Genomic DNA, 26944 nt, shown 5'->3' with positions numbered 1-26944 from the left:
GTTTAGAAGGATTTCTACAAAAACAACATTATCCCTACATCCGCCTGAATCCGTTGGAGGCTAAGCTTCAGATGGCTGCGTGTTGGACAGCAGGGAAAAGGCTGATGAATAAATGGTGTTGCAACTTATTGATCGCTTTAATCATCTGGCTATTTCCGACAGCAAAGGCAACTCTCCAGCCAGCCATATTGTATGTCTTTGATAATGTATACATTTCAATTCCGACCTCTTTTGCACCTTCCGCTTGCAGGAAGCTGACCGGCTTCTCACCGTCAAAGCCGATTCCACCATATGCCATATCATGCAAAATGAAAATATCATTTTCCTTGGCGAATGTAACCGCTTCCTCAAAGAAGGGGACAGTCGCCACTGCGCTCGTCGGGTTGTTCGGGTAGTTCAAATACATAATTTTTGCTTTCTGTTTTACATCATCAGATAATGCCTCAAAATCCGGCATGAATCCATTTTCCTTCAGCAAAGGCATCGTTTCATAAGTGATGTTGGCGAGACTGACACCGGATAAATAATCGGGATATCCCGGATCTGGAAGCAAAAGTAGATCGCCATCATTCATCATCGCTAAAGGTACTTCAACAAGTCCTATTTTGGATCCGCCTAAAATAGCGACTTCCGTTTCTGGATCAATATCAACGCCATATTCTCGCTTATAAAATTCCGAGACCGCTTTTCGCAATTCAGGAATTCCGTTAAATGGCGAGTATCCATGCGTTTCAGGCTTCTCCACGGCTTGCTGCAACGCTTTAATAATATGAGAAGGCGTCGGTTGATCTGGATTGCCTCTCCCTAAATTAATAACGTTCTTTCCAGCTGCTTTGGCGGCGTCCACTTTTTCAACTAATGAAGAAAAGAAATGGGGCGGCATGTTTTGTACACGATTAGAAATCAGCATGTAAAAACCTCGTTTTCTTAGTTTTTTGACTCGTCTGACTAAGATGTGCTTTCATTCTACTATATGTGTCGAAGGAAACTCAACATGATTTTTCATTGAAAACGAAAAAGCCGCCGCTCTTAAAAAATGAGGCGGCAGCTCAACACTATTATTTATTATTCATGATGAACGTAAGAAGGGATATCCAATGATCAACTTGTCGTTCCATAGCGACATGGTCAGTAGATTCCTTCTTCATCCTCTTATCAAGATTTGCAAAGAAACGGATGATTCTAACCGGCTTTGTATCATCATCGATGATGATCTTCATTTCAACGGTGGCAATTCTACGGTGGATCGCTTTCTTCGCTAGCGACATCTTCTTATCGACGACTGGTGTGATAGATTGTCCGAGCGCTTCAATGCGCTCCATCGTTCCTTCGGCTTCCTTCACAACTGTTTTCTGCCGAGTGCCGTTTTCATACACTTCCACGGCCAGTATTGCGGAATATGGATAATCTGAAAGTATGTAAGGCATTTTGACAAATGCTTTTTTGACGGGCTTTCCTTCTATAGGAGCAGGCTCCCAAAAATAAATTCGACGATTTTTTTCATCAACCGCAATTTTTGAAAGAAGATCATCTGCGATGAATGTATGTGATTCAATATAGTTCGCTGCTTTCGGTAGAAATGTATTCAAATAATCTCTCTGCTTTGCTTTCAACTTTTCTTCCGCCCTTGTGGAAAGGGATAAAAAGAGTGCAGCAAAGCCGAAGAACGCCGCGAAAAAAAAGAAACCGGGAAGGAAGGCGTCCCGCTTTATGAAATAAAACATTGCAGCAATCCCGATGATAGGTGCTAGACAGCCGAACCGGACATACCAATTGGATTGTGTGGAAGACAAGTAAACCCCTCATTTCGAAAATGATACTAGGAATGCGAATAGATTTGTATTTATCATATCGGATGGAAAAGCGAATAACAACTTCAAATAAAAAGCTGCCCCTTCATGGAAAGGACAGCTCAGCCAAAATTAGTTCACTTGTGCAGCTTCAATTTCTTCTGTCAATTCTACTAGCTGGTCGATCAATTCACCGATATACGCAATCGTGTCAAGCAAAGGTTGTTCAGTCGTAATATCGACGCCTGCCATTTTAGAAAGCTCAGCAGGGGATTTCGTGCCACCTGCTTGAAGAACCTTCAGCCAATCTTCAACTGCAGGTTGACCTTCTTCCAAAATACGTTTAGATACTTGTGTGGAAATCGTCAATCCTGCACTGTACGTGTACGGATACAAGCCCATGTAGTAATGCGGCTGGCGCATCCATGTCAATTCCGCACCTTCATTGATTTTAACGTCGTCTCCCCAGAATTCTTCAAGAACGCCACGCTTCAGGCTGTTCAGTACGTTCGCATTCACACTGCCGCCAGCATCAATGCGCTCATACACTTTCCGTTGGTATGCTGCTTCCAATAAGTGTGTGACGAAGTTATGATAGTACGTACGCGCCACGATGGAAGAAATAACCCAACGTTTGAATTTCGGATCATTCGAGTTGGATAGCAAATGGTTCGCCATCAACATTTCATTCATCGTCGAAGGAGCTTCAATAAAGTACATAGATGGACGTGAATTGAAAATGTTTTGGTGTTGGTGTGCATTGTAGAAATGCCCCGCGTGTCCAAGCTCATGCGCCAATACAAAGACATCTTCCATACTGCCTGTCCATGAAATCAAAATATAAGGGTGGACGCCATAAGGGCTTGAACAGAAAGCTCCGGTCGATTTGCCGGTATTTTGCGCAAAGTCAGTCCAGCGCTCTTTATAGGAACGATCAATCATATTCATATAATCGTCACCCATAATAGCAAGCGCGTCATCGATATATTTCTTCGATTCTTCAATTGTGATTTTCGGTTCATAGTTAGGGTCTAATGGAATCTTCAAGTCGGAGAAAGTCATTTCGTCGAGTCCATGGACCTTTTGAAGAAGCTTTGCATATTTACGCATATGCGGCGCAAGATGTTTCATAATCAAATCGATTTGACGGTCATACATGGAGCGGTCAACTTCTTGGTTGAATAGAAGATATTCAAAAACGTTTTCATATCCTCTAAGATCCGAAGTTGTTTTCTCTTTTTGTAGATGCATATCGTATGTTTTAGCAGTCGTATGTTGGTACTCCCTCAATTTCGCATGGAACGCATCATACGCAGCTCTTCTTTTTTCCGTATCCGTTTCAGATTCCCATCCGCCTTCGAATGACGTATAGCTTAACGGATATTTTTCTCCGTCGACTTCAAAATCATCGAAGTTCATGTCCACTAATTTAGTCGTATTATACAATCCGTATGGCGCGTTCAAAACAGAAGAGAATGCGGCTAATGTCTTTTCCACTTCTGGATGAAGCTTATATGGCTTTTGACGAATCAATTCTTCAAGATAATTTTTATACTCCTCGGATTGGGTCATCGCTTTTTCCAATAGTTCACTTGATACTTCGGAAAGTTCACTCGTAAAGAAAGAAAGCTGGCTTCCGAGCTTGGATGCAGTCGAGCCGTATTTACTAGCACGCATTTGTGCTTCATCATTTGTTTGATCAACACTATGCGCCAAGCTTTGGTAAGCTCCAATTGGTGTCATTTTGCCCATGATGGAAGCATATCCATCTAAAGCTTCGATGATTGCTTTCTCATCAGTAATATTCCCTTTGAAGCGTTCTTCAAAGGAAGCAACTTCACTTACAAGCTGTTCGATCGCTGCATTATAATCCTCTTCCGTTTTGAAAAGGTCTTCCAAATTCCAAGTTTCTTCAATGTTCACTTCTGAACGTGGTGGTAAACTTTTCACCATTCCTATCTCTCCCTTTTAGCTCGTAATTATTACGGATGTCGAACTAATGATAGTATATAGCAAACTAATAGAAAAGTAAAAATGAATTGTCATTTCTGCGAACTTATTTACTGGACAGTCTATCTATCTCGTCAGCGACAACAAAAGCTAGATCTTCATTGCCGAAAAGCTGAAGGACATCGAGCATAGTTACGTTGTCGATATGCACATCGTCGAATCCGTCGTCGCTTTCGATTACTTCCTGTAAAGCGGCATTTTCTATTTGGTAAGGATATGCCTTTTTATAAAGTGTATGTGGATTTAATTCATTGTTCGAGCACCATTGAACAAACAGACGAATCATGAGCGTTTCATCTTCCTTATATTTTTGAATGATTTGTTCATCGATATTTCTGAATTCCATTGTCCATCCCTCCGGTGATAAGCTATGATTTTAAGTATATACGAGCAGGGGGGGATTCAATAATGAATCGAGTAGATGTTGTATATTCTGTCATCCTAAAAAAGGGAAAAGTACTAATGGTGAAGAATAGGAAATATGATAATTGGACATTGCCTGGCGGGGGTGTAGAAAAAGGGGAGACATTGGAACAGGCAGCAAAGCGCGAAGTGTGGGAGGAAACAGGACTGAATGTGACGATCGATAGATTGCTGAAGGTGAATGAGGCGTTCAGGCAGAAGGAAAACAATCATGTGTTGTTTTTCACATTTTTGGCGGAAGCAATGGATGGGGAAGTAGCCATTCAAGATGTAGGCGGTATTTTAGATGCGGAATGGAAAGATCTTTCATTCGCAAATGAAGCCATGCCTTATTATGAAAACGGTATTGAAGGACTGCTTGAAACGTCAGTGCCTTATCATTTTCAAGGAGTTCAAGCTTGATGAACCAGCAGCAAATGAGCGAAAGAAATAAAATAGGGTGGAACCAAAACGCTTATGAAGCATGGGTAGCACGGCATGGTTCACCTAAAGATTACGCAAAGGAATTATTGGCGGATCCGTCTAAAAAGGTAAGCTACTACTTGGATGAAATTGGGGATGTGAAAGGAAAAAGAGTCCTTAATTTACTTGGCTCAAAAGGAAATAAAGCAGTCTGCTTGGCACTACTTGGCGCAGATGTGACAGTAGTAGATCTATCCTCTGAAAATAAACGTTATGCAATGGAGTTGGCGAAAGCGGCAGAGGTTTCTCTAACTTATATTGTCAAAGACGTTCTGGATTTAGGTGAAGAGGATATGTCACCATTCGATATTGTCATTCTTGAAATGGGGGTACTTCATTATTTTGTTGACTTACACCCGTTATTCCAGAAGGTTTCCAAGTTGATGACCGAAACAGGAATTTTTATCGTAAGAGATTATCACCCTTTCGTTTCAAAAACGATGCGCGTTATAAATGGAGAAGCTGTACTGGATGGTGACTATTTTAGTGACAGATATGTGGAGGTTAATGTAGCCTATTCGGCACTTTTGCCAGAAACAATGCAAAACGAATTAGAGAGAAATGTAATCAGGCAGTGGATGCTATCTGAAGTAGTCAATGCTCTTGTTCATTCTGATTTAAAGATAAGAAAAATGAAAGAGGACAAGGGAGTGCATTGGGCATTTCCAGCAGGTTCACCACAAAAGATTAGCGAGAGGCTGCCTGGGACATTTACAATTATTGTGTCAAACGCATAAGTTTATTACGAAAAAGGGGAATGGGTCATGGGGTATATTGAAGAACTTAGAGAAACGGTCGGAAACCGGCCCTTATTGCTGACAGGTGTTGGAGTGGGCGTGTTCAATGAAAAAGGGGAAATTCTTCTGCAGAAAAACTTGGATGGACGCTGGGGAATTCCGGGTGGATTCATGGAGCTCGGGGAATCTGCGGAAGAAGCCGGGCGCAGGGAAGTGCTGGAGGAAACGGGGATACAAACTGGAAAGATGGAACTCGTAACCGTCGTTTCAGGTGCCCAAACACATACCGTCTTAAACAATGGCCACGAATATTACTCGGTGACAATTGTGTATGCAACGGATGATATTCGTGGCGGTGAACTGAAAGCTGACGGCGTTGAGACATCAGAAGTCGGGTTCTTTAATTTGCAGAAACTGCCGGAAGACTTGAACCCGATGATACGGGCGATGATTCATCAATATGCCGCGAAACGAAAATAAATTATACGTAAGTTATTGTGTTTATACGTGGATACTGACTCCTATTCACCGCCGATACAGGAGTTATGATTTATTTGTGACGAAAAAGCGTACAATCCAGTCGACATCGAGTGGACCGTCGACGATTTCATAATAGAGCAATGAATTTTCAACGATCAAATTCTCCGCAATGATGATCGTGACCGTATTCCCGTCCGCATCCTCTAAGCTGATAGTGAATTCGTCAATATTATCGTCTAAATTGATTTCTTCGGGCTTCAATTTCTTTACATGGTAGCTTTGCAGGAATTGAAGCAAGTCGTCTACTTTATGTTCATCATGGATGCTCCACGTCTCAGCAGGGGAACCGTGCATCGTCGGCTTCGTGAACGTAAGCGAACTGAAATCGGCATCCAATGTTTCAAAAAACTCATTGAAACTTTTTTCATTAAAATCATTGATCGTCTCGATCATTGCATACATCCCTCCGATTATAAGTGCGATGAGCAAGAAAGCGCGAATTTTCATCTCAATTCCTCCAGTCTTCGTTTGTATAGTATACGCAGCGTTTGCTTATACGGAATAGTACTCATGCTATGATTCTGGAGGAAGATTCATTAATACGAATGAGATAGTTTATAAAATAGTTTTGCTTATCAGGGGAAGGAAAGATTAGTGTTATACTAGTATTCAAATAATAAAGAATATATGGAGGGTGAAAAATGACGAAAGTTGAAAATGCGATACAAGATTTCTATGCAGATGATTTTGCTTGGTGTTTCGGATGCGGGCGGCTGAATGAGGATGGGTATCATTTCCGTACAGGCTGGGACGGAGAGAAAACGGTTACATATTATGAACCATTGGAAAAGCATATGGCGATTCCGGGGTTTGTTTACGGTGGATTAATAGCATCGTTCGTTGATTGCCATGGAACGGGGTCTTGTGCGCTCGCATTGTATCGCAAGAATGGACATGAGCCTGGCGACGACGCGGAAGTTCCACGTTTTGTCACTGCTTCTTTGAACGTGAATTATTTGAAGCCGACTCCACAAGGGAAAGTTTTGAAGGCGGTCGGAACGGTTGAAGAAATCCACCCGAAAAAATGGAAAGTTGACATCGAAGTGTTTGCGGATGATGTTATGTGCGCAACCGGGCAACTTGTCGGAGTTGTCGCTCCTGCAACATTTACGGGGAATTAACCGAAAAGAGACGAAACTTTTTCTGTTTTTTCCGTAACTTAGAAACAATGAGCAAAGAAAATATAAATAGGCGGCTACTGTCAGCCTTTTAACTGGGGAGAGTGAAATGAATGGTAGGGGCAATCATCGTTGCGATCGTCATGTGTGTGCCGATAACGGCTATTATTACCGATTACAAACGGAGGACGTTGAAGTTTAAGGCGGAAATGGTTCGGGAAGAAATTGAACTTGAGAAGTTAAAGCAGCAAAATTTCATCATCGAAACCGAAAAGATGAAACTTGAGTTGGAGCAAATGAAACTTGAATATACGTCTGGCAAAAATGATTTGATAAAAATCGATGAAAGAGTGGTATAAGAATGTCTGATAATTCAATGCCTCCATACAATGACCTGATCGGCGATATGTTAAAAAAACGTGAAAATGAAAACGGCATGGAAAATTTGAAAGGTTTCGGAAAACCGTTGCCGAAAGAGTATTTTTCAGGTGACACATTCCAGCACTTTCAAAAGATTGCTAAAGACGCGGGTTATAAACCGCATTGGTTGAAATTGCAGCACGAAATTAGCGGTATGATCAATGAGTTGGCAGCTCTTTCACCGAGTGGCGAACAGGGCATACTTCAAAAACGTGTAATTGAAATAAATGAAAAGATTGCTGAGCATAACAGACATTGTCCTCCTCCGATGTTGAAAGGCCGTATTTCACTTGATTCTATAGATAGGGCGAAAGAAATTTGGAGTTAGCCCCGAGTCATCCCATGCGTCGGGGCATAGGATTGTTCGTTTTTTGCCTCATCTTTTTATTGACGGGATGCAGTCCGGCGTCGCAAGAAATGAGTAATGAACCTCCCCAGTTCAGTGAGAGGCCGCAAATTTCAGATCAACCGGAAATCGTTCTTTCACAGGTAGATGCGTTGATGGAAGACATGACATTAGAAGAGAAGATCGGCCAATTACTCATCGTCGGTATGCAAGGGAAGACATACGGTGATGAGTTGGACCGTCTGATTCGACAACATCATGTCGGGGGGATCATTTTATTAGGAAAAAATATATCGTATCCTGCAGAAATGCTGAAATTATTGAATGATAGCAAACAGGCAAATACAGATTATAAAGTTCCTTTGTTCATTTCGGTCGATGAAGAAGGAGGACGTGTTTCCCGCCTCCCATCCAGCATGAAAAAATTGCCTGCAGCAGAATACTTCGGTCGTACGGGTGATGAAACGCTTGCTTATGATACCGGCGCTTATCTTGCAGAACTGTTGCATGCTTTCGGTTATAACATGAACTATGCACCTGTGTTGGATGTCCATAGCAACCCGAAAAATCCTGTTATCGGTGACCGGTCATTTTCATCAGATCCAAACAAAGTTGCGGATATAGGCATGGCAGTCATGCAAGGGATGACGGATAATGGTATTATTTCTGTCGTAAAACATTTTCCGGGGCATGGGGATACACATGTAGATTCCCATCTTTCTTTGCCGGTCATTGATAAGTCATTAGCCGAATTGCATGAAACCGAACTCATCCCTTTTCAACGGGCGATTGAGAAAAATGCAGATGTGATCATGGTGGCACATATTATGTTTCCTGAGTTAGATGACAAGTATCCTTCCTCTTTATCGGAAAAAATCATTACGGGTTTGCTTCGCGAGGAGATGAATTTTGAAGGTGTTGTCATTACGGACGATATGACGATGGGAGCAATCGTAAATGATTATACGGTTCCTGAAGCTGCAGTACAGTCTTTTCTTGCTGGAAGTGATCTGCTGTTGATTGCCGGCGATTATGAAAACCAAATGGGTACAATCAATGCATTGATGGCTGCAGTGCAAGAAGGGAAAATATCTGAGGAACGGATCAATGAAAGTGTGAAGCGTATTTTGACACTGAAAGAACGTTATAAGTTGAAAGATGCTCCGAATGAAGAAATTGATCTAAAATTGATCGAACGGAAATTCAATGAATTATTAGGATGAAAGTGAAACTTCCTCCTTCGTTATCCGTAAAGTATAATATAGTAGAAAACAAGGAGGTACACAATATGGAAAATACAGGATTGAAAGTGTTGGTACATGCTAGCGCATTTTTCGCACCGTTCCTTGTTCCGTTCATCATCTATTTGGTTGTGGATGATACAGAGGTAAAGAGAATATCCATCCAAGCGTTGTTATTCCAATTAGTAATGGGCGCTTTGATTTTCATTTCGGCTATTTTGATCATATTCTTGATCGGCATACCGATGATCATTGTTTTCGGTCTGATGACGATCATCGTTCCGATACTAGGAATAGTGAAATCGTTGCAAGGTGAAACATACAATTATCCAATCGTCGGCAAATGGTTCTGATCGGTCCCCCTTTTCGCGAAAGCGGTCTGGGGGCTTTTTTATTGCTTCTTTCATTCATGTTATGAATGGAGTTTGTATATGTTGGTAGTAGCAAGTGTACGTACAAATTTCATGAAAGGGGAGAGGCATGAAGATCAAATTTAATCTTGTCACGCAAATTTTTATCGCCTTTTTGTTAGCCATTATTTTAGGCAGTTTATTCGGAAGTTCCATTGATTTTCTGAAGCCATTCGGGGATTTATTTTTAAGGTTAATTAAATTCATTATCGCTCCGCTCATTTTATCCACATTGGTCGTCGGTGTTGCCGGTACGTCCGATCCAAAGCAACTCGGAAGAATCGGTATCAAGACTGTCGTCTACTATTTAGCCACTACTGCTATCGCTATTATTATCGGCCTTGCCATCGCATTCCTAATTTCGCCTGGTAAAGGAATATCCATTTCATCTGATGGATTGGTCGCTCCAGAATCAGCGACGCAGGAACCGCAAAGTGCCATTACGACAATATTGAATATTGTACCAGAGAATCCTTTTACCGCATTGGCAACGGGAAGCATTTTACAAATCATCTTCTTTGCATTATTCATTGGGCTAGCGATCACGATAGTTGGAGAAAAAGCGCGTCCCGTCTATTCGTTTTTTGAAGGGTTTGCCGAAATTATGTACAAAATTACCGGGATTGTCATGAAAGTGGCACCCATCGGCATTTTAGGTTTACTTGCCCCGGTTATCGGTCAATACGGATTATCCGTTCTTTTACCGCTTGTCAAAGTGATAGTAGCGGTTTACATCGCTTGTATTTTACACGCAGTCATTGTGTATTCAACAGCGGTTAAGACATTTTCAGGAATGAGTCCGAAAAGGTTCTTCAAAGGGATTTCGCCTGCAGCACTTGTCGCATTCAGCACTTGCAGCAGTTCGGGAACGTTGCCTGTGACAATTAAAAACACGAACGAAAATCTTGGCGTGCCAAATAAAATATCAAGCTTTGTCCTCCCGCTCGGCGCTACTGTCAACATGGACGGCACGGCAATTTATCAAGGAGTTGCCGTTATCTTCATCGCACAATTTTTTAATTTGGAATTGTCGTTCCTTCAATTGTTGACGGTTGTCCTCATAACTATTTTGGCATCTATAGGGACAGCAGGTGTTCCTGGAGCTGGTATGATCATGCTTGCGATGGTTTTGACATCTGTAAATATGCCGCTTGAAGGAATCGCATTAATTGCCGGCATCGATAGGGTGCTCGATATGATGAGAACATCAGTGAACGTTGTCGGCGATGCATCCGCAGCTGTCGTCATTGCGGGGACGGAAAAAGTATTGGATAGTGAATGAAAAACGAAAGACCGGAATCCGCTCTGGACTCCGGTCTATCTTATCGTTGTAAACGTTGTTCAACTTCATTTACGACATCTTGCACAGACATTCCGTGAATGCTGACGACCGGAAAATCGAATTGATCGACGTTCACATCGCCAATCGCACGTACGACGCCGATATCATAGCCGTTCAGATTTTCATCGCTTTCAAACATTTTCACTTCATGTCCTTTTTCCTCTAAGGCTGCTTTTACATCGTCAAATGGGTTTTCTACTGCAATTTTCGCCATTTTCGACACCTCCGCTTTCGTAAAGTGATTCCGTTCTTTGTTTTCCCGGAATTGTCTCTACTAAACACGTAGATTGATGTACAAGAGCTCATCTACCTTACATAGGAGCTATCATTACTTCACTCTCGCGAAGCTTCGTTCACTCCGCTATTTTCATTCCTCGGTTTTCTAAAGCCTGCGAAAGCATCGATAACTGTTGTAATGATTGATGCAAGACCAACTCCCATAATGATCAAATGGACTTGCGGGATAATATCATCAGGCGATCTTTGAAACACTTCTGCCAAGACATCGGCAAGGTGAGGCAAGATGATCGATGGATTGAGAAGAAGGAAAATAATTAGGATTGTCCAAGCGACATTAATGATGAGATTGCCGTAAGCCAGCCTCATTGTCCAATTGGGGGATAACGATTTGTAAGAGGCTAGAACGATTTCCATCGTAAGCAACAGTAAAGTTACTGGAAACAAAGTCATCAATGAAACATTGCCCAAGGCTGTCATTTCAACTTCAATCCTTTCAAATGCTAGTACTATGTAATCTACCCGGAAATCCTGCGTTTTAAAACGGTCAACTTTACGATTTTGAGGGATTCTTAACATTCGCACTTTCGATTGCTGTATACTGGACATATTGTTCAAATTACTTAATAAAGCGTGGGGATTTCGTTGACATCAAGTAAACAAACACAAAATCCAGCCAACCCGGTATATCCGATCATGTTTGCAATCGGGGCATGCCATTTGCTGAATGATACTCTTCAAGCGGTCATACCGGCGATGTTCCCGGTGTTGGAAAAGGAAAGAGGACTAAGTTTTACACAGCTGGGATACATCTTTTTTGCTTTGAATATGGTTGCCTCTGTCCTGCAGCCTGTCGTCGGCTATTTCAGCGACAGGAAACCGATGCCGTATGCGCTTCCTATCGGTATGACATTCTCGCTCATTGGAATGGCTGGTTTGGCAATCGCACCGAGCTATTGGCTCATTCTCCTGTCGGTCATCATATTGGGGCTTGGCTCCGCAGTATTCCATCCGGAGGGTTCGAGGGTATCCTTCTTGGCAGCAGGGACGAAAAGGGGACTTTCCCAGTCGATTTACCAAGTCGGAGGAAACTCAGGACAAGCACTGGCACCGCTGATCAGTGCATTTGTTTTAGTGCCGCTTGGGCAGAAGGGGGCAGCTGTTTTCATTGCAGTAGCGGCTCTCGGGATTTTCATCTTGTCCAAGATTTCCGCTTGGTACAAACGCCAGCTGGAATCAGATAAAAAGAACAATCGCAAAAAAGTGCTGTTATCTTCTATTGGCGAATTGACAAAAAAACAAATCGGGATTGCTCTCGCTTTATTGTTGACCATCATTTTTGCCCGTTCCTTTTACGTTACGAATGTCACTAGTTTTTACATCTTTTATTTGATGGATGGATATGGCTTGAAGATTGAGCAAGGGCAGCTATACATATTCCTTTTCATGGCACTTGGTGCTGCGGGTACATTTTTTGGTGGACCGTGGGCAGATCGGTTCGGAAGGAAAAATGTAATTGTATTGTCATTATTAGTTCCGTTGCCTCTTTGTCTATTACTCCCGCACGCTCCGCTTTGGGCGGTTGGGGTGTTGCTCGTAGTAATTGGTTTCTTTATCATGCTTAGCTTCACTGTTACTGTTATTTATGCACAAGAGCTTGTACCGACCAAAATCGGTACGATGGCCGGTTTGACGGTCGGCTTGGCGTTTGGAATGGGAGCGATCGGTGCTGTTGTAATCGGGAATTTAATGGATTCAATCGGTATCTTCCCAACGATGGTAATCGCTTCTTTCCTTCCATTCATCGGACTTGTAGGGCTCGCTTTGCCGAAAGACCAAAAGATTACGTCGCCTACCGCTCACTAATAGAAAGAAGTTTTACCGATGGAATGAAGTAATGCAAAAATGTTAACGATTAAGGCCGCTGTTCAATTGGCGGTTTTTTTGTTGTCTTTACAGATATGCTGAAGAGGCGTATACTTTATTAGTTACCTAAGTAAACAATGAGGTGTTGAAATTGAATCCATTAATTCATGAGCTGTTTCAGCGATCACGATTATTGAGCAAGGAGCTGAACATAGCACTGAAAGAACATGGCCTGTTTGCCGCGCAATGGTCGGTTATTTACTCGGTTTATCAACATGGTGAGATGACATTGACGCAAATATGGAAATACTTAAATGTAGAGGCACCAACGATTACTCGGACTGTCAATCGATTAGAGGAAATGGGCTGGCTAGTGACGCGTGAAGGGAAGGACAGGCGTGAAAAATATGTCAGCTTAACAGAAAATGCGATTCTGCAGCTCTCCGATATTAAAAAGACAATCATTCGGTTTGAAGAACAAAGTTTGAGAGGTCTTTCAGGGGAAGAGGAAAAGCTTCTCATGGAATTATTGAAAAAAATATAAGTTAAGGAGTATGATTCATTGAATAATAAAGAACCTATTTGGACGAAGCCGTTTATTAGTTTGTTCTTGACAAATTTATCTGTTTTTATTGTGTTTTATGGCTTAGTCTCGACTTTACCACTTTACGCAAAAGATGCACTGAGCAGGACAGACGAAGAAGCTGGCCTGTTAATGACAATCTTCTTAATATCCGCTATTATTGTACGTCCATTTACTGGAAAACTGCTTGATATTGTCGGGAAACGAAAAATGCTGCTAGTCAGCTTATTCTTCTACCTCATTTGCACGATTCTCTATTATTTCATTACACCATTCGGAGGCTTGCTTGCCTTGCGATTCTTCCAAGGTGTTTGGTTCAGCATCGTGACAACGGCAGCAGGTTCACTCGCCGCGGATATCGTCCCGCCAACGAGAAGAGGGGCAGGGCTTGGCTACTTTGTTATGTCGACGAATTTGGCGGTCGTTATTGGACCATTCATTGCCCTTTTTGTTATCCAAACATATTCCTACGATGCATTGTTCATTTTAATGAGTGTCCTTATGATTATCGGTGCGGTTGTGGCTCTTCTAATTCCGAAAATGGATATGGTGCCTGTTGCAACGAAGTCAAAAGGTTTTACATGGAATGACTTGTTTGAGAAAAAAGCGTTGCCGATTGCATTTTTGGCGAGCTTAATTGCATTTTCTTATGCCAGTGTCCTTTCCTATTTGTCGATTTATGCGCAAGAGAAAGGCTTATTGCCGCTAGCGAGTTTCTTTTTTGTCGTCTTTGCAGCGGTTATGCTTATAACTCGACCATTCACCGGGAGAATTTTTGATGAAAAAGGACCGGCATTTATTTTGATACCTGGATTCCTATGCTTCTTCTTCGGTTTGTTCATCCTATCCTTCATGGATTCCTCGGGATTATTTTTAATTGCAGGAGCGTTTGTCGGGCTTGGCTATGGAGCACTTGTACCGAGCATGCAGACGCTTGCAATCCAATCGACGTCACATCAAAGAAGCGGGTATGCGACAGCAACATTCTTTACGCTATTCGACTCGGGGCTTGCTGTCGGATCGTATGTGTTAGGAATTATAGCAGTTCAAATGGGATACCGGAATGTATATTTGTTATCCGCCCTTATTGTCCTTGCAGTATTAGCTTTATATGGTTTAATCATCCGAAAACGGCGAAGTTGAAAAACATCGCCGTTTTTTCATGTTATCTTTTGTTAATTTAGGGTACACACTAGGTAACTATGTTTATTGGGAGTCGATTTTGTTTTGGACAGAAAGTTTTGGAAGAATCCGGTGTTTACGATATCAGCAGTCGCTATATTAGTGCTTGTCATCCTAGGAACGGTAGTGCCAGGTCCGTTTGGGGAAGTTGCAGGACAATTATACGGTTTTACGACTGCGAAGTTCGGTTGGTTTTATTTATTAACAGTTTTCATTATCGTTGTTTTTTTAGCTGGCTTAGCAATTAGTAAATTCGGTGCGATACGTTTAGGAGGGGACGAGGAAAGGCCTGACTATCCATTTTTCACTTGGATCGGCATGCTGTTCTCGGCAGGATTTGGAGTCGGACTCGTTTTCTGGGGAGTCGCGGAACCGATGAGCCATTATTTCACTTCTCCTCTTAAAGGTATCGAACCGCAATCTGAGGAGGCGGCACGCATTGCAATGGGCTATTCGTTCTTCCATTGGGGAATCTCGCAATGGGGTATCTTTGGGATTGTCGGGCTCGTTATCGGGTTTCTCCAGTTCCGAAAAAGGAAGGATGGTTTAATTTCAACAGCGCTGGAGCCGTTGGTCGGTTCGAATCGCCATTTAAAGACAGGCATCGATTCATTCGCAGTTATTGCTACCGTCATGGGAATCGCGACATCACTCGGCATGGGAGTGTTGCAGATGAGTGGCGGTTTGGAGTATGTATTTCATACGAAAAACACATTTTGGATACAGCTAATTATTATATTCATTGTTTTCGTCGCTTATATGATTTCAGCTTCAAGCGGTTTGAGTAAGGGGATTGCTTATTTAGGCAACTTTAATTTAGCGATGGCTATTGCATTGCTTATCTTTTTCTTTTTTGTCGGTCCTAAGGTTTTTATTCTCGAAAGCTTCACATTGGCAATAGGGGATTACATTAATAATTTCATTCGATACAGTTTACGGCTGCAGCCGTATCAAGGCGGGACGTGGGTAAGGGAATGGACGATCTTTTACTGGGCTTGGACAATAGCATGGTCTCCTTTCGTCGGCGCTTTCGTCGCCCGCGTTTCTAAAGGGCGCACAATCCGAGAGTTTATTGCCGGAGTTATGATTATTCCTCCGGTCTTCGCTTGTATGTGGATTGCAACATTAGGCGGGACGGCATTATATAGCGATTTGAACAATGGGACGAAGATCGCCGAGGCAGTAGATGCGGACGTCACTTCCGCCATATTTGAAACGCTCAACCATTTACCGTTTACAGGCGTTGTTTCATTTTTATCCATTGTACTCATTTTTACATTCTTAATAACATCTGCAGATTCTGCGACTTATATATTAGCAAGTATGACGACCAAGGGGAGCTTGCTTCCTCCTCTTATCGTCAAAATGATTTGGGGCTTCCTCATGTCGGCGATTGCGGCAGTATTGCTTTATGCGGGCGGGCTGGAGGCTTTGCAATCTGCATCTCTCGTTTCTGCGTTGCCATTTACTCTATTTCTCATTTTACTCATCTTTTCTTTAGGTAAGTTGTTGAGGAAAGAGCCGATTACGGTAAGGCCAACTGATATCAGACGTTTTGAGAAGATTGAGCGGGAAGTGAAAAAGAAAGCGAAGCGCAAGGAGAGGAAATGAAAAAAGTGGAGGTGGGGGTATCCCTGCCTCCGCTTTTTCATTATCCGTATAGACGATTCAGTGCCTCTTTAAAGGCCGGTTTGATGTTTGTTTCGGGACGGATCGCTTGTGTCATTAGCTCCGCTTCCTCCACATTTTCCGCTTTGCCTAATTCAATAAGCGTGGCTGCCGCAAGGGTGCCCCCGCGTCCTCTACCAGTATTACAATGGAAATATACATTTTTGCCTTCTTTGTAAGCTTCCATCACTTTGTTCACCGCTTCACGGATAGAGTTGTCCTGTTCATCAGCACCGTCCAACAACGGTTGATGGATGCTTACGTTGCTCGGCAATGAACCTTCCACTTCTGCACGCAAATCAAAAATAACGTCAATCTTTTCATTAGCCATCAATTCTTCAATTGCATCGACACCGCCGAAGAAGATACGATCGGTCACTAATGCTTTATACGGTTTGTTTGTCATGTACCTCACCTTTTTTCAAATTCTTTTTTTCTTTTGCTGTAACGGAGTAAACAATTTTTTCGGGAAGCTGGAGGCAGTTCAACTGTCCGCCGTATACGGCAGCACCATCGATGCCGATTATTCGATTTTCACCAAAGAACACCGAACAGCCTTGCTTGTCCTTATGTAAGTTCTTTGTCGGGGTATGTCCGAAGATAACCGTCTTCTCTCCATTATATCCGTTGTGGAAGACATCTCGAATCCAAATGAGCTCATAAGGATCTGTTTCTTCTACCGGTTTTTCTGGATGGACGCCTGCGTGGACGAAGATAGTGTCATCCCATTCCAAATAATAATCGAGGGTTTGTATAAACTGAATATGTTCCTCCAATTCAACGGAATGGATTTCTGGTTTGACGAAAGGTTCTTCTTCCCCAACTTTAAATTCTTCTTCGGAAAAACCATAACTTTTCAATGTTGCATCTCCGCCATTGCGGTTAGTCCAGTTCTTCCAAGCCCGTTCCTCATTGGTTCTGAATGCCTTTACCAACATTTCATCGTGATTTCCTTTCAGAACAATAGCTCCTTCGCTTTTCAACTCCATCACCTTGTCAAGCACCTCTTTTGAATGAGGCCCTCTGTCGATATAGTCACCTAGAAGTACGAGCTGATCTTGGGTGGAATCATACCCAGTTCTTTGCAAAAGCTCCTCGAACAGCTCCAGCTCTCCGTGAATATCGCTGATGACAAGTGTTCTCTTCATTGAAATCACCCCTTCTGCCATTTTTCATGAAACTACCCAATAGCAATGGTATCATTAACTAAATAATCGTGAAAGTAAGAGGAGGATTCCTATATGTGTGGCCGCTTCACTTTATTTGCACCGTATTATGAAATTATCGATCGATTTGATATTGAATCGGCATTTGCAGAAAGCGACTATATACCGAGCTACAACATCGCACCGTCGCAACAAGTGGTTGCGATTATTAATGATGGACAGAAAAACCGTTTAGGACATCTTAGATGGGGATTGATTCCACCGTGGGCGAAGGACGAAAAAATCGGTTATAAGATGATCAATGCCCGGGCTGAAACAGTAGCCGAGAAGCCTAGCTATCGGAAAGCTTTTCAAAAGCAGCGCTGCATTCTTCCTGCGGATTCATTTTATGAATGGCAAAGGAGAGACGGAGAGAAGATTCCGATGCGAATCAGGCTTAAAAATGATGAACTATTCGCTATTGCAGGATTGTGGGAATCATGGAAGTCTCCTGAAGGAAAGATCATTCATACTTGTACCGCTATCACGACTGAACCAAATGATTTAATGAAGCCGATTCATGATAGAATGCCGGTTATTTTGAAAAGAGAAGATGAGGCTGCATGGCTTGATCCTCGGAATGCTGATATTGATTTCCTGGGGAATATGTTGATGCCATTCGATGAGGAGCAAATGGAGGCATATAGTGTTTCATCTGCAGTAAACTCACCGAAGAATAATGAAGAGTCGCTGATTGTGCCTATTTGTTAATTGAAATTTGAAACGAATCTCTTGCTCCTTCGTCTACTAGTTAACAAGGGAGAGGGGTTGGAATAGCTTGAGATGTTGTAAGCGTATTATTCCTATTAGCGTATTGTTATTAGTTTTATTATGGTGGAAACCATTAGACGCTTCCGCATGCTCGTGCGTCATGCCACCGCCACCGGAAGATGCACTAGATCAGGCGGACGCTGTATTCAGTGGTGAAGTGGTAAAGGTGATCGAGAATAAGGGGATTAAGCGTGGGTATGGAAATGTCGTTCATTTCAAAGTTGATAAAGCATGGAAGGGAACTGATGAATCTGAAATGGTCATCACTACCGGATATGGCGGCGGTGATTGCGGCATTTCTTTTGAAGAGGGACAGCAATATCTCGTATATGCATCAGCGAGCAATATGTATGAGGCGGGAACTTTATCTACCACGATTTGCCACAGGACAACTGAAATTTCCGGTGCAACAGAAGATTTGAACGCATTGGGTGAAGGCCGGGAAGTAGGCAGTACACATGAAGGTCGAGATGAAAAGGAATCCTCCTTCCCGTGGTGGGCGTTTGCTATATTTATTGTCGGATTGATCTTCATATTCATCGGTTTCCAATACAAAAAAATAAAGAAAAATGCAAGAAGCTAAAGCCGTCATGAAGAACGACTATTGTGAGTAAAAGCGCAGCGCTTTGAGCACATACTGCACGTATTTTTTCTCTGGTATATGAGAAGAGGAATGGCAGATGCCCTTTTTTGATATAAAACTCGGTTAAAGGCGAATGGCATAACATTTCACAATCCGTTCCGAATTATGGTAGGATTTAGATTCACAAAAGAAGAGGACGTGAAAATGAATGATTTCAATTACAATTCCGAATCCGGATGTAACGATTCAGCAACGCAAGCAAGAAATGAGCGCAGACGAAGCGCCAATCAAACCCATCAATGGTTTTATCGATCTTCATGAAATTCCACGCGACAAAGGAGGACTCATTCTTTTTTACAATAAAAGTGATGAATTGTTGTTTGCCGGGAAAGCAAGAAAGCTACGTCAACGTGTGAAAAAGCATCTTGAAGATACTACCTCACCAATTAAAAATCATCGACATGAAATCAATAAGATTTCCGTCATCATAGTCGATGATCCGATGGAACGGGAAATTTATGAAACTTATATCATCAATACATTACGTGCAAAATATAATGTAGATAAAGTGTTTTTCGAATAATTGACGACGGACCGACTATTGCGCAATCCTACGGGGCACCCATTTAAAGGGTGTTCCGTTTTTTCATTGTCTGATGTAAATCACGTTGCACTTACTGTAAAATGAATGGTAGATTGTATTATTTCTGAGGAGTACGGAGAAGTTTATACGTCATTTAGAGAATGAAAATATAAATTAAGTAGGGGGTAATGGTAATGAAGTTTTTCCACACTGCCGATTGGCATCTTGGCAAATTAGTGCAAGGCGTTTATATGACAGATGGGCAGCGGTACGTCCTTCGTCAGTTCGTAGATGCTGTTCGTGAAGAGAAGCCCGATGCTGTCATCATTGCGGGTGATTTGTATGATCGGGCGGTACCACCACCGGAAGCGGTTGCCTTATTGGATGATATACTTTGGGAAATTGTTATGGAGCTGAAAACACCGGTCATTGCGGTCGCGGGCAATCATGATAGCCCAGGACGCCTGCAATTCGGAAGCAGACTGATGCAATCGAACGGCTTCCATATTGTCGGTCAAATGTCTGCGCAACTTGAACCAGTTGTTCTGGCGGATCAATTTGGAGAAGTTCATTTCCACTTGGTGCCATTTTGTGACCCGTCGATTGTAAAGCATTTATATGAAGAACATAATGTTGTAGACCATCATACAGCGATGGAAAAAGTGGTCGGAAGAATTCTAGAATCGATGGATAACACTGCTCGTCATGTATTCGTCGGACATGCCTTTGTCACGCCTTTAGGTGAGGAAGAAGAAAATACGAGCGATTCGGAGCGTCCGCTTGCAATTGGCGGAGCGGAATACGTGGCGGCCCACTTGTTTACACCGTTTCACTATACAGCGCTCGGTCATTTACATCAGGCACATCATGTCCTCGAAGAAAAAATTCGCTATGCAGGTTCTCCGATGAAATATTCCATTTCAGAAGAAAGGCATGCAAAAGGGTTTTTTATTGTAGAAATGGATGGCGAAGGCAATGTGGAGGTGGAAAAGAGAGGACTCAATCCTTTACATGACATGCGTAGAGTGGAAGGCACGATAGACGAAATTCTAGATCATCCGACTAGTTTGGATTATGTATTTGTTACGCTGCAAGATGAGACACCTGTTTTATTTCCAATGGAAAAAGTCAAGTCCGTTTATCCGAATGCGATGCATATTGAAAGAAAACTAGTAAGGACTTCAGCCGCACTCGAGCATGAATCGGTTGTTATGAAGGAACAGCCAGATGATCTGACCCTTTTCCGGTTCTTTTATGCCGAGATGAACGATATTGAACCTGACGCTGAAACAGAGAAGATATTTGCGGAAGTGCTGCACGAAGTTAAAGGGGGCAGCGAAAAATGAAGCCGATTCAACTGACGATGACCGCTTTCGGACCTTATAAAGGAACAGAGACAATCGATTTTCGGAAACTCGAAGAGCATAGGTTATTCGTAGTTTCCGGTGCAACTGGCGCAGGGAAGACGACGATCTTTGACGGAATCTGCTTCGCTTTATATGGACAGGCAAGCGGGGAAGACAGAACAGAATATAGATCGATGAGAAGTGATTTTGCGGATGATGCCGTTCAGACAGCTGTTGAGTTGATTTTTGAAATAAACGGCCGCACTTTTCGTATCATGAGGCAAATACCTTATACGAAAAGCGGAAATAAAACAGAGACAAATGCGAGATGCGAGTTTTTTGAGATGATCGATGATGGAGAAGTTCCTTTTGTCGATCGTCAAATCGTTTCAGAGATCAATCGGAAAGTTGAGGAGCTTGTCGGTTTTACACAAGCTCAATTCAGTCAAATTGTTATGCTTCCGCAAGGCGAGTTCCGTAAATTCCTAACTTCGGATACTGAAAATAAAGAAACGATCATGCGAAAGATTTTTAAAACAGAAGAGTATCGGGAAATCGTCAATCGTTTAAAGATGAAAAGAGACGAAGCGAATCAACAATTAATGGTAGAGAAAAGGAAAGTGGATGGGTATATCCACCAAATTAAGAATCTCGTCCCGCCTCGGGAGTCACCCATTTTTGATGTTTTATCTCAAGAATATATGAACATATCACAAGTGATAGCTGGCCTTGAACAGGAAATCGAGTATTACACCGAGAAATGCGCTAAAGATGAAGTGAATTATACATCTGCCTATCAAAAGCATGCTGACGTTTTGGAAACATACCATGTGGCCAAAAATTGCAATGAGCAATTTGAACAGCTGGAGCAACGTAAAGCCGTCTTTGAAAAGTTAAAGGAAGAAATCCCATCTGTTGATCAAAAGCAAAAGCGAATAGAGAACGCCGAACGGGCATCTTTCATATATGAAATTGAAGGTCAGTTTCTCATATTAGATGAGGAATCAAAATTGAAGAGAATCGAATTGCAAAATGCGATTACAGCTGTACAAAAGGCGACGAAATGGGTGGAAGAGAAAGAGCTGGCGTATAAGGTGGAAGAAGGAAGAGAGCAGGAAAGAGGGGCGGCGACAGAAAGAATCATCCGCCTGAGGGATCACCTTCCTGCCGTCACTGACTTGGCAGAAAAAGAAGCAAATGTACGGAATTTAAAAGTGAAGATTGGAAAGCTCGAAAGCGAGTTATCTACAACATCCGAAAAGGTTGAGGCAGTAAAAAAACAAGTAGCCGACCTGAATGTACAGATTGAGAAATCTGAACATGCGATTATTCCTTATGACAAGCTGTTCGAACAATTAAATACGATCAGATTGCATTACAAAGTCGTTCGGGATTATGAAAACTTGAAAAAAGACTATGCTGTTTCGATGCAAATGAAAGAGGCATCATTCACCAAATTCAAGCAGTCAAAAACTGAGTTTGAGAATATGCAAAATGCGTGGTTGAATGATCAAGCTTCATTTTTGGCACAAACGTTAAAGGAAGGGGAACCTTGTCCGGTATGCGGAAGTGATCACCATCCGTCAAAAAAACATAAAAATGATACCGAGGCAGTCTCCCGTGAGAAACTCGATTTGAAGAGGTCGAATTTGACAGATGTTGAAAGTGAATTTAGGTCTGCTGAGGCGAAAGCGGAAAGTGTCCTCGCACAAGTTACCGCTAAAGAAAAAGAAATGGAAGAACTTCACATTCAGGATAGTTTGGAAGCATTGTTTAACAGAGGACAGGAAACTGCTGAGAAAGTTGAACAATTAAAACGTATTCGCGAAGAACTCGTTTCGTTAAAAGAACGGCAAAAAGTAAAAGATCGGGAACAGACTGAATGGATTACACGAAAGTCGGGACATGAGCAAGCATTGTTTGAACAAAAAACGCTTTTTGCGCAGCAATCTGCTTTATTAGAAAGAGAGCTTTCATCCATTCCGGAAGGGCTTAGGGATTTAGCGCGCCTTCAAGTAGAAATAAAAGAAACGGAGTTACGGAAGCATCAACTGGATGAAGCGTGGCAATCGGTGCGAAAAAATCTGGAAGAGGCAAGAGAAAGACTTGCGACGAGCGTAAACTCAGAACAACATTTGAAGAAATCATTTGATGAAAGTATTGATAAAAGAGAGAAAGCGGAACTCCGTTTCAGAAATGCTTTACAAGCTTCCGAATTTAAGACAGAAGCAGAATATCGGCAAGCAAAAATGTCAGATGAAGAGAAGCTTCATTTGAAGGAATATATAACGGATTTCAATCAGCGTCTTCATACTACGAAAGAAGCGATAAAAGATCTTGAAACGAGCTTAATGGGCAAAGAGAAAACCGATTTGGAAGGACTTATAAGTACAATTCAATCATTGAAGTCTGCTTATGAAAAAGCGTTCGCGGATTGGAATCATTCAATCGAATATGAAAAATCTTTACTTTGTTTGAAAGCCGATATAGAAAAGACATCACAAGGCGTAGATGATTTGGAACGGAAAGTCGGAAAGCTAACCGGCTTATACGATGTCATACGCGGTCAAAACGATTATAAGCTATCATTTGAACGTTTTATTCAAATTGATTATTTAGAGAGGATTATTCAATCTGCGAATGAAAGGCTGAGAAATCTATCGAACGGTCAGTATGAATTGATGCGCAGCGACCGTCAGGAAGTGCGCGGAAAACAAAGCGGATTAGGCTTGGATGTGTATGATGCATATACAGGACAAAACAGAGATGTGAAGACGTTATCGGGCGGAGAGAAATTCAATGCATCACTTAGTTTGGCTTTGGGCATGGCGGATGTCATCCAAAGTTATCAAGGTGCAGTGTCTATCGAAACGATGTTCATCGATGAAGGATTCGGTACATTGGATGAGGAAGCTTTACAAAAAGCGGTTGATACACTCGTTGATTTGCAAAAGTCCGGCAGAATGATCGGCGTCATATCGCATGTGGAAGAGTTGAAAGCCGCATTCCCGGCAATACTAGAAGTTCAGAAATCAAGGGAAGGACATAGTGTCACTCGATTTGTTTTAAAATGATAGTAAGGGCAGGCGGTGTTATCCAACCGCTTGCTCTTTTTGTTATTATGCATATAAATGAGTTGACTGATAAAATATTATATTCAAAGAATATTTTACTATTGCATTTTACAGTATGAGAGCTTATTATTAGACAACAGCGATATATTGCATACGTTATAAATTAAATCTACAACATGAAGGGACTCATATACCATGCAAAATAAACTGTCTTTTTCCTCATATTTATTTATTGGCATCATGCTGTTTGCCTTATTCTTCGGTGCTGGAAACCTTATTTTCCCTGCTCAATTGGGACAAAATGCAGGAACCAATCTTTGGCCAGCGGTCATCGGCTTTCTGATTACTGGAGTAGGATTGCCTTTCCTCGGCATACTTGCAATGGGCTTTTCAGGCAGTCGGAACTTGCAAGATTTGGCGAGTCGGGTTCACCCAGTCTATGCGGTACTTTTTACATCTTTATTATATTTGACGATTGGACCGTTCTTTGCAGCTCCACGGACCGGGGCAGTCGCCTATGATATCGGCATCTCAACATTCATTCCTGAAGATTTTGCGCGCATCGGTTTGTTTGTTTTTACACTTATCTTTTTTGGATTAACATTGTGGTTATCGCTTAATCCGGCAAAGATTGTTGATCGTGTCGGTAAGATCATGTCACCGGCTATCATTGTGTTATTGCTTGTATTGCTATCTATGGCATTCCTTAATCCAATCGGTGCGATTCAAAACCCTGTGGATGCTTATACAGGCGGGGCGTTCATGAAAGGCTTTATGGAAGGTTATAATACAATGGATGCATTGGCATCACTCGTATTTGGAATTATCGTTATTAATGTCATCCGTTCTTTAGGAATTACGAATAAAGTGCAAATTTTTACGACTACAGCTAAAACAGGCGTCGTAGCAGCGGGATTCCTTGCACTTCTCTATGTTGGAATTGCTTATCTAGGGGCAACGACTACAGAGAAGTTCGGCCTCTTTGAAACAGGTGGTCCTGTTTTAAGCGGCGCATCCGCTTATTATTTCGGTACTTTCGGCTCCGTCATGCTTGCAGTCATCATCATATTGGCTTGCTTGACGACAAGCATCGGATTAGTTACTGCTTGTGGAGAATATTTCCACACGATAATACCTAAAGTGAGCTATAAGGCGTTTGTTGTCATTTTCACAACATTTTGCTTCATCGTATCGAACTTCGGACTATCCAATATTATTACGTATTCGATTCCGGTATTGATGTTTTTATATCCGCTAGCGGTCGTTCTAATGTTGTTGACGTTTACTTCGCCATTGTTTAATCATGCACGGTTCGTCTATGTGAGTGCGACGGCTGTAGCGTTTTTAATTAGCACAATTGACGGCATCAAAACACTTTACGGCACGCTTGGATTTGCTGAAGAGCAGTGGCCGAATTGGCTTTCTTCCATCGTTGCATTTTACAATCAAGTTTTACCATATTACAGCGAAGGCCTTGGCTGGCTTCTCCCGGTAGTAATCGTAATGCTGTTTACTGGCATCCTCGCCAAGTTGTTTCAGCCTAGCCCATCTGTAAATAAGTAAGAAAAAAGTACTCCTTATTGGAGTACTTTTTTAGTCTTCTTTCATGGAATTGAATTCGTCGATGGCACGGAGCCAGTTTTCACGCATGACGGCTGCCGCTTTTTCTGCATTTCCTTCTTTTAGGAAGCGGATGATCTCATTATGCTCCTCAATCGACTCTTCTGTCAAAATGATGGAGTTATGGAAGAAAAGCCGGCGCACATGGGTTTGCAAGGAAGCGACGATGGAATGTATATATTGGTTTGCCGTTTGGTCGACGATAATTTGATGAAAGTCTTCATCGATTTTCAAGGCGGCAAAGAAATCCTCTTCGTGGACTGCTTGGGCGAAACGATTATTTGTTTCTTCCAATTCACTTATGACACTTTCATCCAAATGAGGAATTGATAGTTCCGCAGATAACGCTTGCAAAGCGGCTAACGGTGGTAACAGATCGTTAATGGACTCTTTATCCACCTCAGTCACTTGTGTCGCTTTTCCAGGATACATTTTCACAAATCCTTGTACCTCGAGCAATTGAAGTGACTCACGGATGGGCGTCCTGCTTACACCGAGTGCTTCTGCCAATTCAATATCGTTCAACTTTTCACCTGGCTGCAATGTTCCATCGATGATCCATTGCTGTAATTGGGTAAACGCACTTTCTTTTGCTGTTTTACGTGTGGGCTTTTGATGCTCCGAAGGTATTGGCATTACTAGTCACCATCCTGCATGCAATTTGACTATCCTGTCTTACTTTGTTTCTAGTACTATTAGTATACATGATACGAATGAAGGAAGAAAGGGATGATATGCAATATATCAGATTTAGATTTCCCGAGCATACACGAGTGAAATATCTCCATCTTCTTCTATCGCTCCATAAGAAACTTCTTCTCTTTCAAACGAAAAGCCTTTCGCTTCATAAAAAGGGATTCCATACATATTACCTTTGGCAACCGATACCCATTGCCGAGTCGCTCCGTATGTATGCTTTTGAATCTTCGTATAAAAATCGAGCAGTCTTGATCCTATTCCAGTTCCCCTCATTTCAGGAGCTACATAAAAGACGTAAATCTCCCCATCGACTTCATCTCTCATCCCGCCGCCGATCACTCCAAGGATGTTTCCCTGCCTTTCAGCAACAATATAGCCATGCCAGTTTTTGTCGATTAAAGTGACTTCCTGTTTGATGCGTTCGACATTGTAATATTTCTCGATTAATCGTTCAATATAGGCCTCTGAAAACAGTTCTCCATAAGTGAACCACTGGCATCTAGAAAGCAAGTCAGCCAAGGTTTTTGACTCGTCTATCCTTGCTTTTCTCACTAAAATTTCTGACATATTCCTCGCGCCTCCAATTGTAATAATCACTTTTCTTTTGTAATGATAATGGCTGCAAATTGTAACATCTATGTAATACTTCACTGATAATCTATGGATAGACTAAAAAGGCGGGGAGTAG

The 26944-nt window shown here is 42.1% G+C and carries 29 protein-coding genes and 1 pseudogene; 19 read left to right on the top strand and 11 right to left on the bottom strand.

The window, feature by feature from the left end; all coding sequences use genetic code 11:
- Window positions 1–73 precede the first annotated feature (73 nt).
- The 4 genes and pseudogenes from ACR65H_RS15715 to yxiS form a co-directional block, all read right to left on the bottom strand.
- Window positions 74–910 (bottom strand): annotated as a pseudogene (locus ACR65H_RS15715) (aminotransferase class I/II-fold pyridoxal phosphate-dependent enzyme); the annotation flags it as partial.
- 148 nt (window positions 911–1058) lie between these two features.
- Window positions 1059–1793, bottom strand: coding sequence for a hypothetical protein (locus tag ACR65H_RS15710; protein ID WP_440501510.1), 735 nt, complete (start codon window positions 1791–1793; stop codon window positions 1059–1061).
- Between the two features lie 129 nt (window positions 1794–1922).
- Entirely contained in the window at window positions 1923–3743 is a 1821-nt protein-coding gene (gene pepF, locus ACR65H_RS15705) for an oligoendopeptidase F (protein WP_440501508.1), read from the bottom strand.
- A gap of 103 nt (window positions 3744–3846) precedes the next feature.
- Window positions 3847–4146, bottom strand: coding sequence for a protein YxiS (gene yxiS / locus ACR65H_RS15700; protein WP_440501507.1), 300 nt, complete (start codon window positions 4144–4146; stop codon window positions 3847–3849).
- Window positions 4147–4208: 62 nt separating this feature from the next.
- Between yxiS and ACR65H_RS15695 the strand changes: the two genes are divergently transcribed.
- The 3 genes from ACR65H_RS15695 to ACR65H_RS15685 are packed head-to-tail and all read left to right on the top strand — an operon-like array spanning window position 4209 to window position 5902.
- Window positions 4209–4625 carry an NUDIX hydrolase gene (locus ACR65H_RS15695; protein ID WP_440501506.1) on the top strand — a complete coding sequence of 139 codons (417 nt, stop codon included), beginning with the start codon at window positions 4209–4211 and terminating at the stop codon, window positions 4623–4625.
- The gene (locus ACR65H_RS15690) at window positions 4625–5422 is read left to right on the top strand and encodes a class I SAM-dependent methyltransferase (protein WP_440501505.1); all 798 of its coding nucleotides are present in this window, start codon (window positions 4625–4627) and stop codon (window positions 5420–5422) included. Before ACR65H_RS15695 ends, ACR65H_RS15690 begins: the two co-directional genes overlap by 1 nt.
- A 27-nt stretch (window positions 5423–5449) precedes the next feature.
- Window positions 5450–5902, top strand: a complete 453-nt coding sequence (locus tag ACR65H_RS15685) for an NUDIX hydrolase (protein WP_440501504.1) — start codon at window positions 5450–5452, stop codon at window positions 5900–5902.
- A gap of 63 nt (window positions 5903–5965) precedes the next feature.
- Here ACR65H_RS15685 and ACR65H_RS15680 read toward each other — a convergent pair whose 3' ends face one another.
- Entirely contained in the window at window positions 5966–6409 is a 444-nt protein-coding gene (locus ACR65H_RS15680; protein ID WP_440501503.1) for a hypothetical protein, read from the bottom strand.
- Window positions 6410–6603: 194 nt separating this feature from the next.
- Here ACR65H_RS15680 and ACR65H_RS15675 point away from each other — a divergent pair, with 194 nt between their 5' ends.
- The 6 genes from ACR65H_RS15675 to ACR65H_RS15650 all read left to right on the top strand — a co-directional run bounded on the left by ACR65H_RS15675 (window position 6604) and on the right by ACR65H_RS15650 (window position 10779).
- The gene (locus ACR65H_RS15675; RefSeq protein WP_440501502.1) at window positions 6604–7083 is read left to right on the top strand and encodes a PaaI family thioesterase; all 480 of its coding nucleotides are present in this window, start codon (window positions 6604–6606) and stop codon (window positions 7081–7083) included.
- 110 nt (window positions 7084–7193) lie between these two features.
- Window positions 7194–7439: a hypothetical protein gene (locus ACR65H_RS15670; RefSeq protein ID WP_440501501.1), complete on the top strand. Its 246-nt coding sequence runs from the start codon at window positions 7194–7196 to the stop codon at window positions 7437–7439.
- A 2-nt stretch (window positions 7440–7441) separates the two neighbouring features.
- A complete protein-coding gene (locus ACR65H_RS15665; RefSeq protein WP_440501500.1) occupies window positions 7442–7828 on the top strand; it encodes a DnaJ family domain-containing protein in 387 nt (128 codons plus the stop codon).
- An 89-nt stretch (window positions 7829–7917) separates the two neighbouring features.
- On the top strand, window positions 7918–9069 hold the full coding sequence (gene nagZ, locus ACR65H_RS15660) for a beta-N-acetylhexosaminidase (protein ID WP_440501499.1): 1152 nt from the start codon (window positions 7918–7920) through the stop codon (window positions 9067–9069).
- Between the two features lie 65 nt (window positions 9070–9134).
- Window positions 9135–9440: a magnetosome magnetite crystal formation protein family gene (locus tag ACR65H_RS15655; RefSeq protein WP_440501498.1), complete on the top strand. Its 306-nt coding sequence runs from the start codon at window positions 9135–9137 to the stop codon at window positions 9438–9440.
- 133 nt (window positions 9441–9573) lie between these two features.
- Entirely contained in the window at window positions 9574–10779 is a 1206-nt protein-coding gene (locus ACR65H_RS15650) for a dicarboxylate/amino acid:cation symporter (RefSeq protein WP_440501525.1), read from the top strand.
- A 40-nt stretch (window positions 10780–10819) separates the two neighbouring features.
- Here the strand turns inward: ACR65H_RS15650 and ACR65H_RS15645 are convergent, their stop codons facing one another.
- Both ACR65H_RS15645 and ACR65H_RS15640 read right to left on the bottom strand, forming a co-directional pair.
- The gene (locus ACR65H_RS15645) at window positions 10820–11053 is read right to left on the bottom strand and encodes a YkuS family protein (RefSeq protein ID WP_440501497.1); all 234 of its coding nucleotides are present in this window, start codon (window positions 11051–11053) and stop codon (window positions 10820–10822) included.
- Window positions 11054–11172: 119 nt separating this feature from the next.
- Window positions 11173–11685 carry a hypothetical protein gene (locus ACR65H_RS15640; protein ID WP_440501496.1) on the bottom strand — a complete coding sequence of 171 codons (513 nt, stop codon included), beginning with the start codon at window positions 11683–11685 and terminating at the stop codon, window positions 11173–11175.
- Window positions 11686–11772: 87 nt separating this feature from the next.
- Between ACR65H_RS15640 and ACR65H_RS15635 the strand changes: the two genes are divergently transcribed.
- The 4 genes from ACR65H_RS15635 to ACR65H_RS15620 all read left to right on the top strand — a co-directional run bounded on the left by ACR65H_RS15635 (window position 11773) and on the right by ACR65H_RS15620 (window position 16318).
- Entirely contained in the window at window positions 11773–12942 is a 1170-nt protein-coding gene (locus ACR65H_RS15635; protein ID WP_440501523.1) for an MFS transporter, read from the top strand.
- Between the two features lie 142 nt (window positions 12943–13084).
- Window positions 13085–13486, top strand: a complete 402-nt coding sequence (locus tag ACR65H_RS15630; protein ID WP_440501495.1) for a MarR family winged helix-turn-helix transcriptional regulator — start codon at window positions 13085–13087, stop codon at window positions 13484–13486.
- Window positions 13487–13504: 18 nt separating this feature from the next.
- Entirely contained in the window at window positions 13505–14668 is a 1164-nt protein-coding gene (locus ACR65H_RS15625; RefSeq protein ID WP_440501494.1) for an MFS transporter, read from the top strand.
- Window positions 14669–14752: 84 nt separating this feature from the next.
- Entirely contained in the window at window positions 14753–16318 is a 1566-nt protein-coding gene (locus tag ACR65H_RS15620) for a BCCT family transporter (protein WP_440501493.1), read from the top strand.
- 40 nt (window positions 16319–16358) lie between these two features.
- Here ACR65H_RS15620 and ACR65H_RS15615 read toward each other — a convergent pair whose 3' ends face one another.
- Window positions 16359–16781 carry a protein-tyrosine phosphatase family protein gene (locus ACR65H_RS15615; protein ID WP_440501491.1) on the bottom strand — a complete coding sequence of 141 codons (423 nt, stop codon included), beginning with the start codon at window positions 16779–16781 and terminating at the stop codon, window positions 16359–16361.
- Entirely contained in the window at window positions 16762–17523 is a 762-nt protein-coding gene (locus ACR65H_RS15610; protein ID WP_440501489.1) for a metallophosphoesterase family protein, read from the bottom strand. Before ACR65H_RS15610 ends, ACR65H_RS15615 begins: the two co-directional genes overlap by 20 nt.
- A gap of 93 nt (window positions 17524–17616) precedes the next feature.
- On the opposite strand from ACR65H_RS15610, the gene ACR65H_RS15605 reads away from it, so the two are divergent.
- The 6 genes from ACR65H_RS15605 (at window position 17617) to brnQ (ending at window position 25500) form a co-directional block, all read left to right on the top strand.
- The gene (locus tag ACR65H_RS15605) at window positions 17617–18291 is read left to right on the top strand and encodes an SOS response-associated peptidase (RefSeq protein ID WP_440501487.1); all 675 of its coding nucleotides are present in this window, start codon (window positions 17617–17619) and stop codon (window positions 18289–18291) included.
- A gap of 67 nt (window positions 18292–18358) precedes the next feature.
- Window positions 18359–18934, top strand: a complete 576-nt coding sequence (locus ACR65H_RS15600; RefSeq protein WP_440501485.1) for a hypothetical protein — start codon at window positions 18359–18361, stop codon at window positions 18932–18934.
- A 208-nt stretch (window positions 18935–19142) separates the two neighbouring features.
- Window positions 19143–19517, top strand: coding sequence for a nucleotide excision repair endonuclease (locus ACR65H_RS15595; RefSeq protein WP_440501483.1), 375 nt, complete (start codon window positions 19143–19145; stop codon window positions 19515–19517).
- 194 nt (window positions 19518–19711) lie between these two features.
- On the top strand, window positions 19712–20863 hold the full coding sequence (locus tag ACR65H_RS15590; RefSeq protein WP_440501482.1) for an exonuclease SbcCD subunit D: 1152 nt from the start codon (window positions 19712–19714) through the stop codon (window positions 20861–20863).
- Entirely contained in the window at window positions 20860–23937 is a 3078-nt protein-coding gene (locus ACR65H_RS15585; RefSeq protein ID WP_440501481.1) for an AAA family ATPase, read from the top strand. Before ACR65H_RS15590 ends, ACR65H_RS15585 begins: the two co-directional genes overlap by 4 nt.
- Before the next feature lie 195 nt (window positions 23938–24132).
- A complete protein-coding gene (brnQ, locus tag ACR65H_RS15580; protein ID WP_440501479.1) occupies window positions 24133–25500 on the top strand; it encodes a branched-chain amino acid transport system II carrier protein in 1368 nt (455 codons plus the stop codon).
- A 30-nt stretch (window positions 25501–25530) separates the two neighbouring features.
- Here the strand turns inward: brnQ and ACR65H_RS15575 are convergent, their stop codons facing one another.
- Window positions 25531–26193, bottom strand: coding sequence for a GntR family transcriptional regulator (locus tag ACR65H_RS15575; RefSeq protein ID WP_440501478.1), 663 nt, complete (start codon window positions 26191–26193; stop codon window positions 25531–25533).
- A 114-nt stretch (window positions 26194–26307) separates the two neighbouring features.
- The gene (locus ACR65H_RS15570) at window positions 26308–26823 is read right to left on the bottom strand and encodes a GNAT family N-acetyltransferase (protein ID WP_440501476.1); all 516 of its coding nucleotides are present in this window, start codon (window positions 26821–26823) and stop codon (window positions 26308–26310) included.
- Between the last annotated feature and the right edge of the window lie 121 nt (window positions 26824–26944).

Source organism: Sporosarcina sp. SAFN-015, assembly GCF_059415085.1.
Note: the sequence above shows the minus strand (reverse complement) of the source record. Positions and strands in the feature narration are given on the sequence as shown.

Excerpts from the sequence above, each read along its gene's own strand:
- pepF (WP_440501508.1), bottom strand. The coding sequence starts at position 3,743 with ATGGTGAAAAGTTTACCACCACGTTCAGAAGTGAACATTGAAGAAACT.
- yxiS (WP_440501507.1), bottom strand. The coding sequence starts at position 4,146 with ATGGAATTCAGAAATATCGATGAACAAATCATTCAAAAATATAAGGAA.
- ACR65H_RS15695 (WP_440501506.1), top strand. The coding sequence starts at position 4,209 with ATGAATCGAGTAGATGTTGTATATTCTGTCATCCTAAAAAAGGGAAAA.
- ACR65H_RS15690 (WP_440501505.1), top strand. The coding sequence starts at position 4,625 with ATGAACCAGCAGCAAATGAGCGAAAGAAATAAAATAGGGTGGAACCAA.
- ACR65H_RS15685 (WP_440501504.1), top strand. The coding sequence starts at position 5,450 with ATGGGGTATATTGAAGAACTTAGAGAAACGGTCGGAAACCGGCCCTTA.
- ACR65H_RS15680 (WP_440501503.1), bottom strand. The coding sequence starts at position 6,409 with ATGAAAATTCGCGCTTTCTTGCTCATCGCACTTATAATCGGAGGGATG.
- ACR65H_RS15675 (WP_440501502.1), top strand. The coding sequence starts at position 6,604 with ATGACGAAAGTTGAAAATGCGATACAAGATTTCTATGCAGATGATTTT.
- ACR65H_RS15670 (WP_440501501.1), top strand. The coding sequence starts at position 7,194 with ATGGTAGGGGCAATCATCGTTGCGATCGTCATGTGTGTGCCGATAACG.
- ACR65H_RS15665 (WP_440501500.1), top strand. The coding sequence starts at position 7,442 with ATGTCTGATAATTCAATGCCTCCATACAATGACCTGATCGGCGATATG.
- nagZ (WP_440501499.1), top strand. The coding sequence starts at position 7,918 with ATGAGTAATGAACCTCCCCAGTTCAGTGAGAGGCCGCAAATTTCAGAT.
- ACR65H_RS15655 (WP_440501498.1), top strand. The coding sequence starts at position 9,135 with ATGGAAAATACAGGATTGAAAGTGTTGGTACATGCTAGCGCATTTTTC.
- ACR65H_RS15645 (WP_440501497.1), bottom strand. The coding sequence starts at position 11,053 with ATGGCGAAAATTGCAGTAGAAAACCCATTTGACGATGTAAAAGCAGCC.
- ACR65H_RS15640 (WP_440501496.1), bottom strand. The coding sequence starts at position 11,685 with ATGTCCAGTATACAGCAATCGAAAGTGCGAATGTTAAGAATCCCTCAA.
- ACR65H_RS15635 (WP_440501523.1), top strand. The coding sequence starts at position 11,773 with ATGTTTGCAATCGGGGCATGCCATTTGCTGAATGATACTCTTCAAGCG.
- ACR65H_RS15615 (WP_440501491.1), bottom strand. The coding sequence starts at position 16,781 with ATGACAAACAAACCGTATAAAGCATTAGTGACCGATCGTATCTTCTTC.
- ACR65H_RS15610 (WP_440501489.1), bottom strand. The coding sequence starts at position 17,523 with ATGAAGAGAACACTTGTCATCAGCGATATTCACGGAGAGCTGGAGCTG.
- ACR65H_RS15605 (WP_440501487.1), top strand. The coding sequence starts at position 17,617 with ATGTGTGGCCGCTTCACTTTATTTGCACCGTATTATGAAATTATCGAT.
- ACR65H_RS15595 (WP_440501483.1), top strand. The coding sequence starts at position 19,143 with ATGATTTCAATTACAATTCCGAATCCGGATGTAACGATTCAGCAACGC.
- ACR65H_RS15590 (WP_440501482.1), top strand. The coding sequence starts at position 19,712 with ATGAAGTTTTTCCACACTGCCGATTGGCATCTTGGCAAATTAGTGCAA.
- ACR65H_RS15585 (WP_440501481.1), top strand. The coding sequence starts at position 20,860 with ATGAAGCCGATTCAACTGACGATGACCGCTTTCGGACCTTATAAAGGA.
- brnQ (WP_440501479.1), top strand. The coding sequence starts at position 24,133 with ATGCAAAATAAACTGTCTTTTTCCTCATATTTATTTATTGGCATCATG.
- ACR65H_RS15575 (WP_440501478.1), bottom strand. The coding sequence starts at position 26,193 with ATGCCAATACCTTCGGAGCATCAAAAGCCCACACGTAAAACAGCAAAA.
- ACR65H_RS15570 (WP_440501476.1), bottom strand. The coding sequence starts at position 26,823 with ATGTCAGAAATTTTAGTGAGAAAAGCAAGGATAGACGAGTCAAAAACC.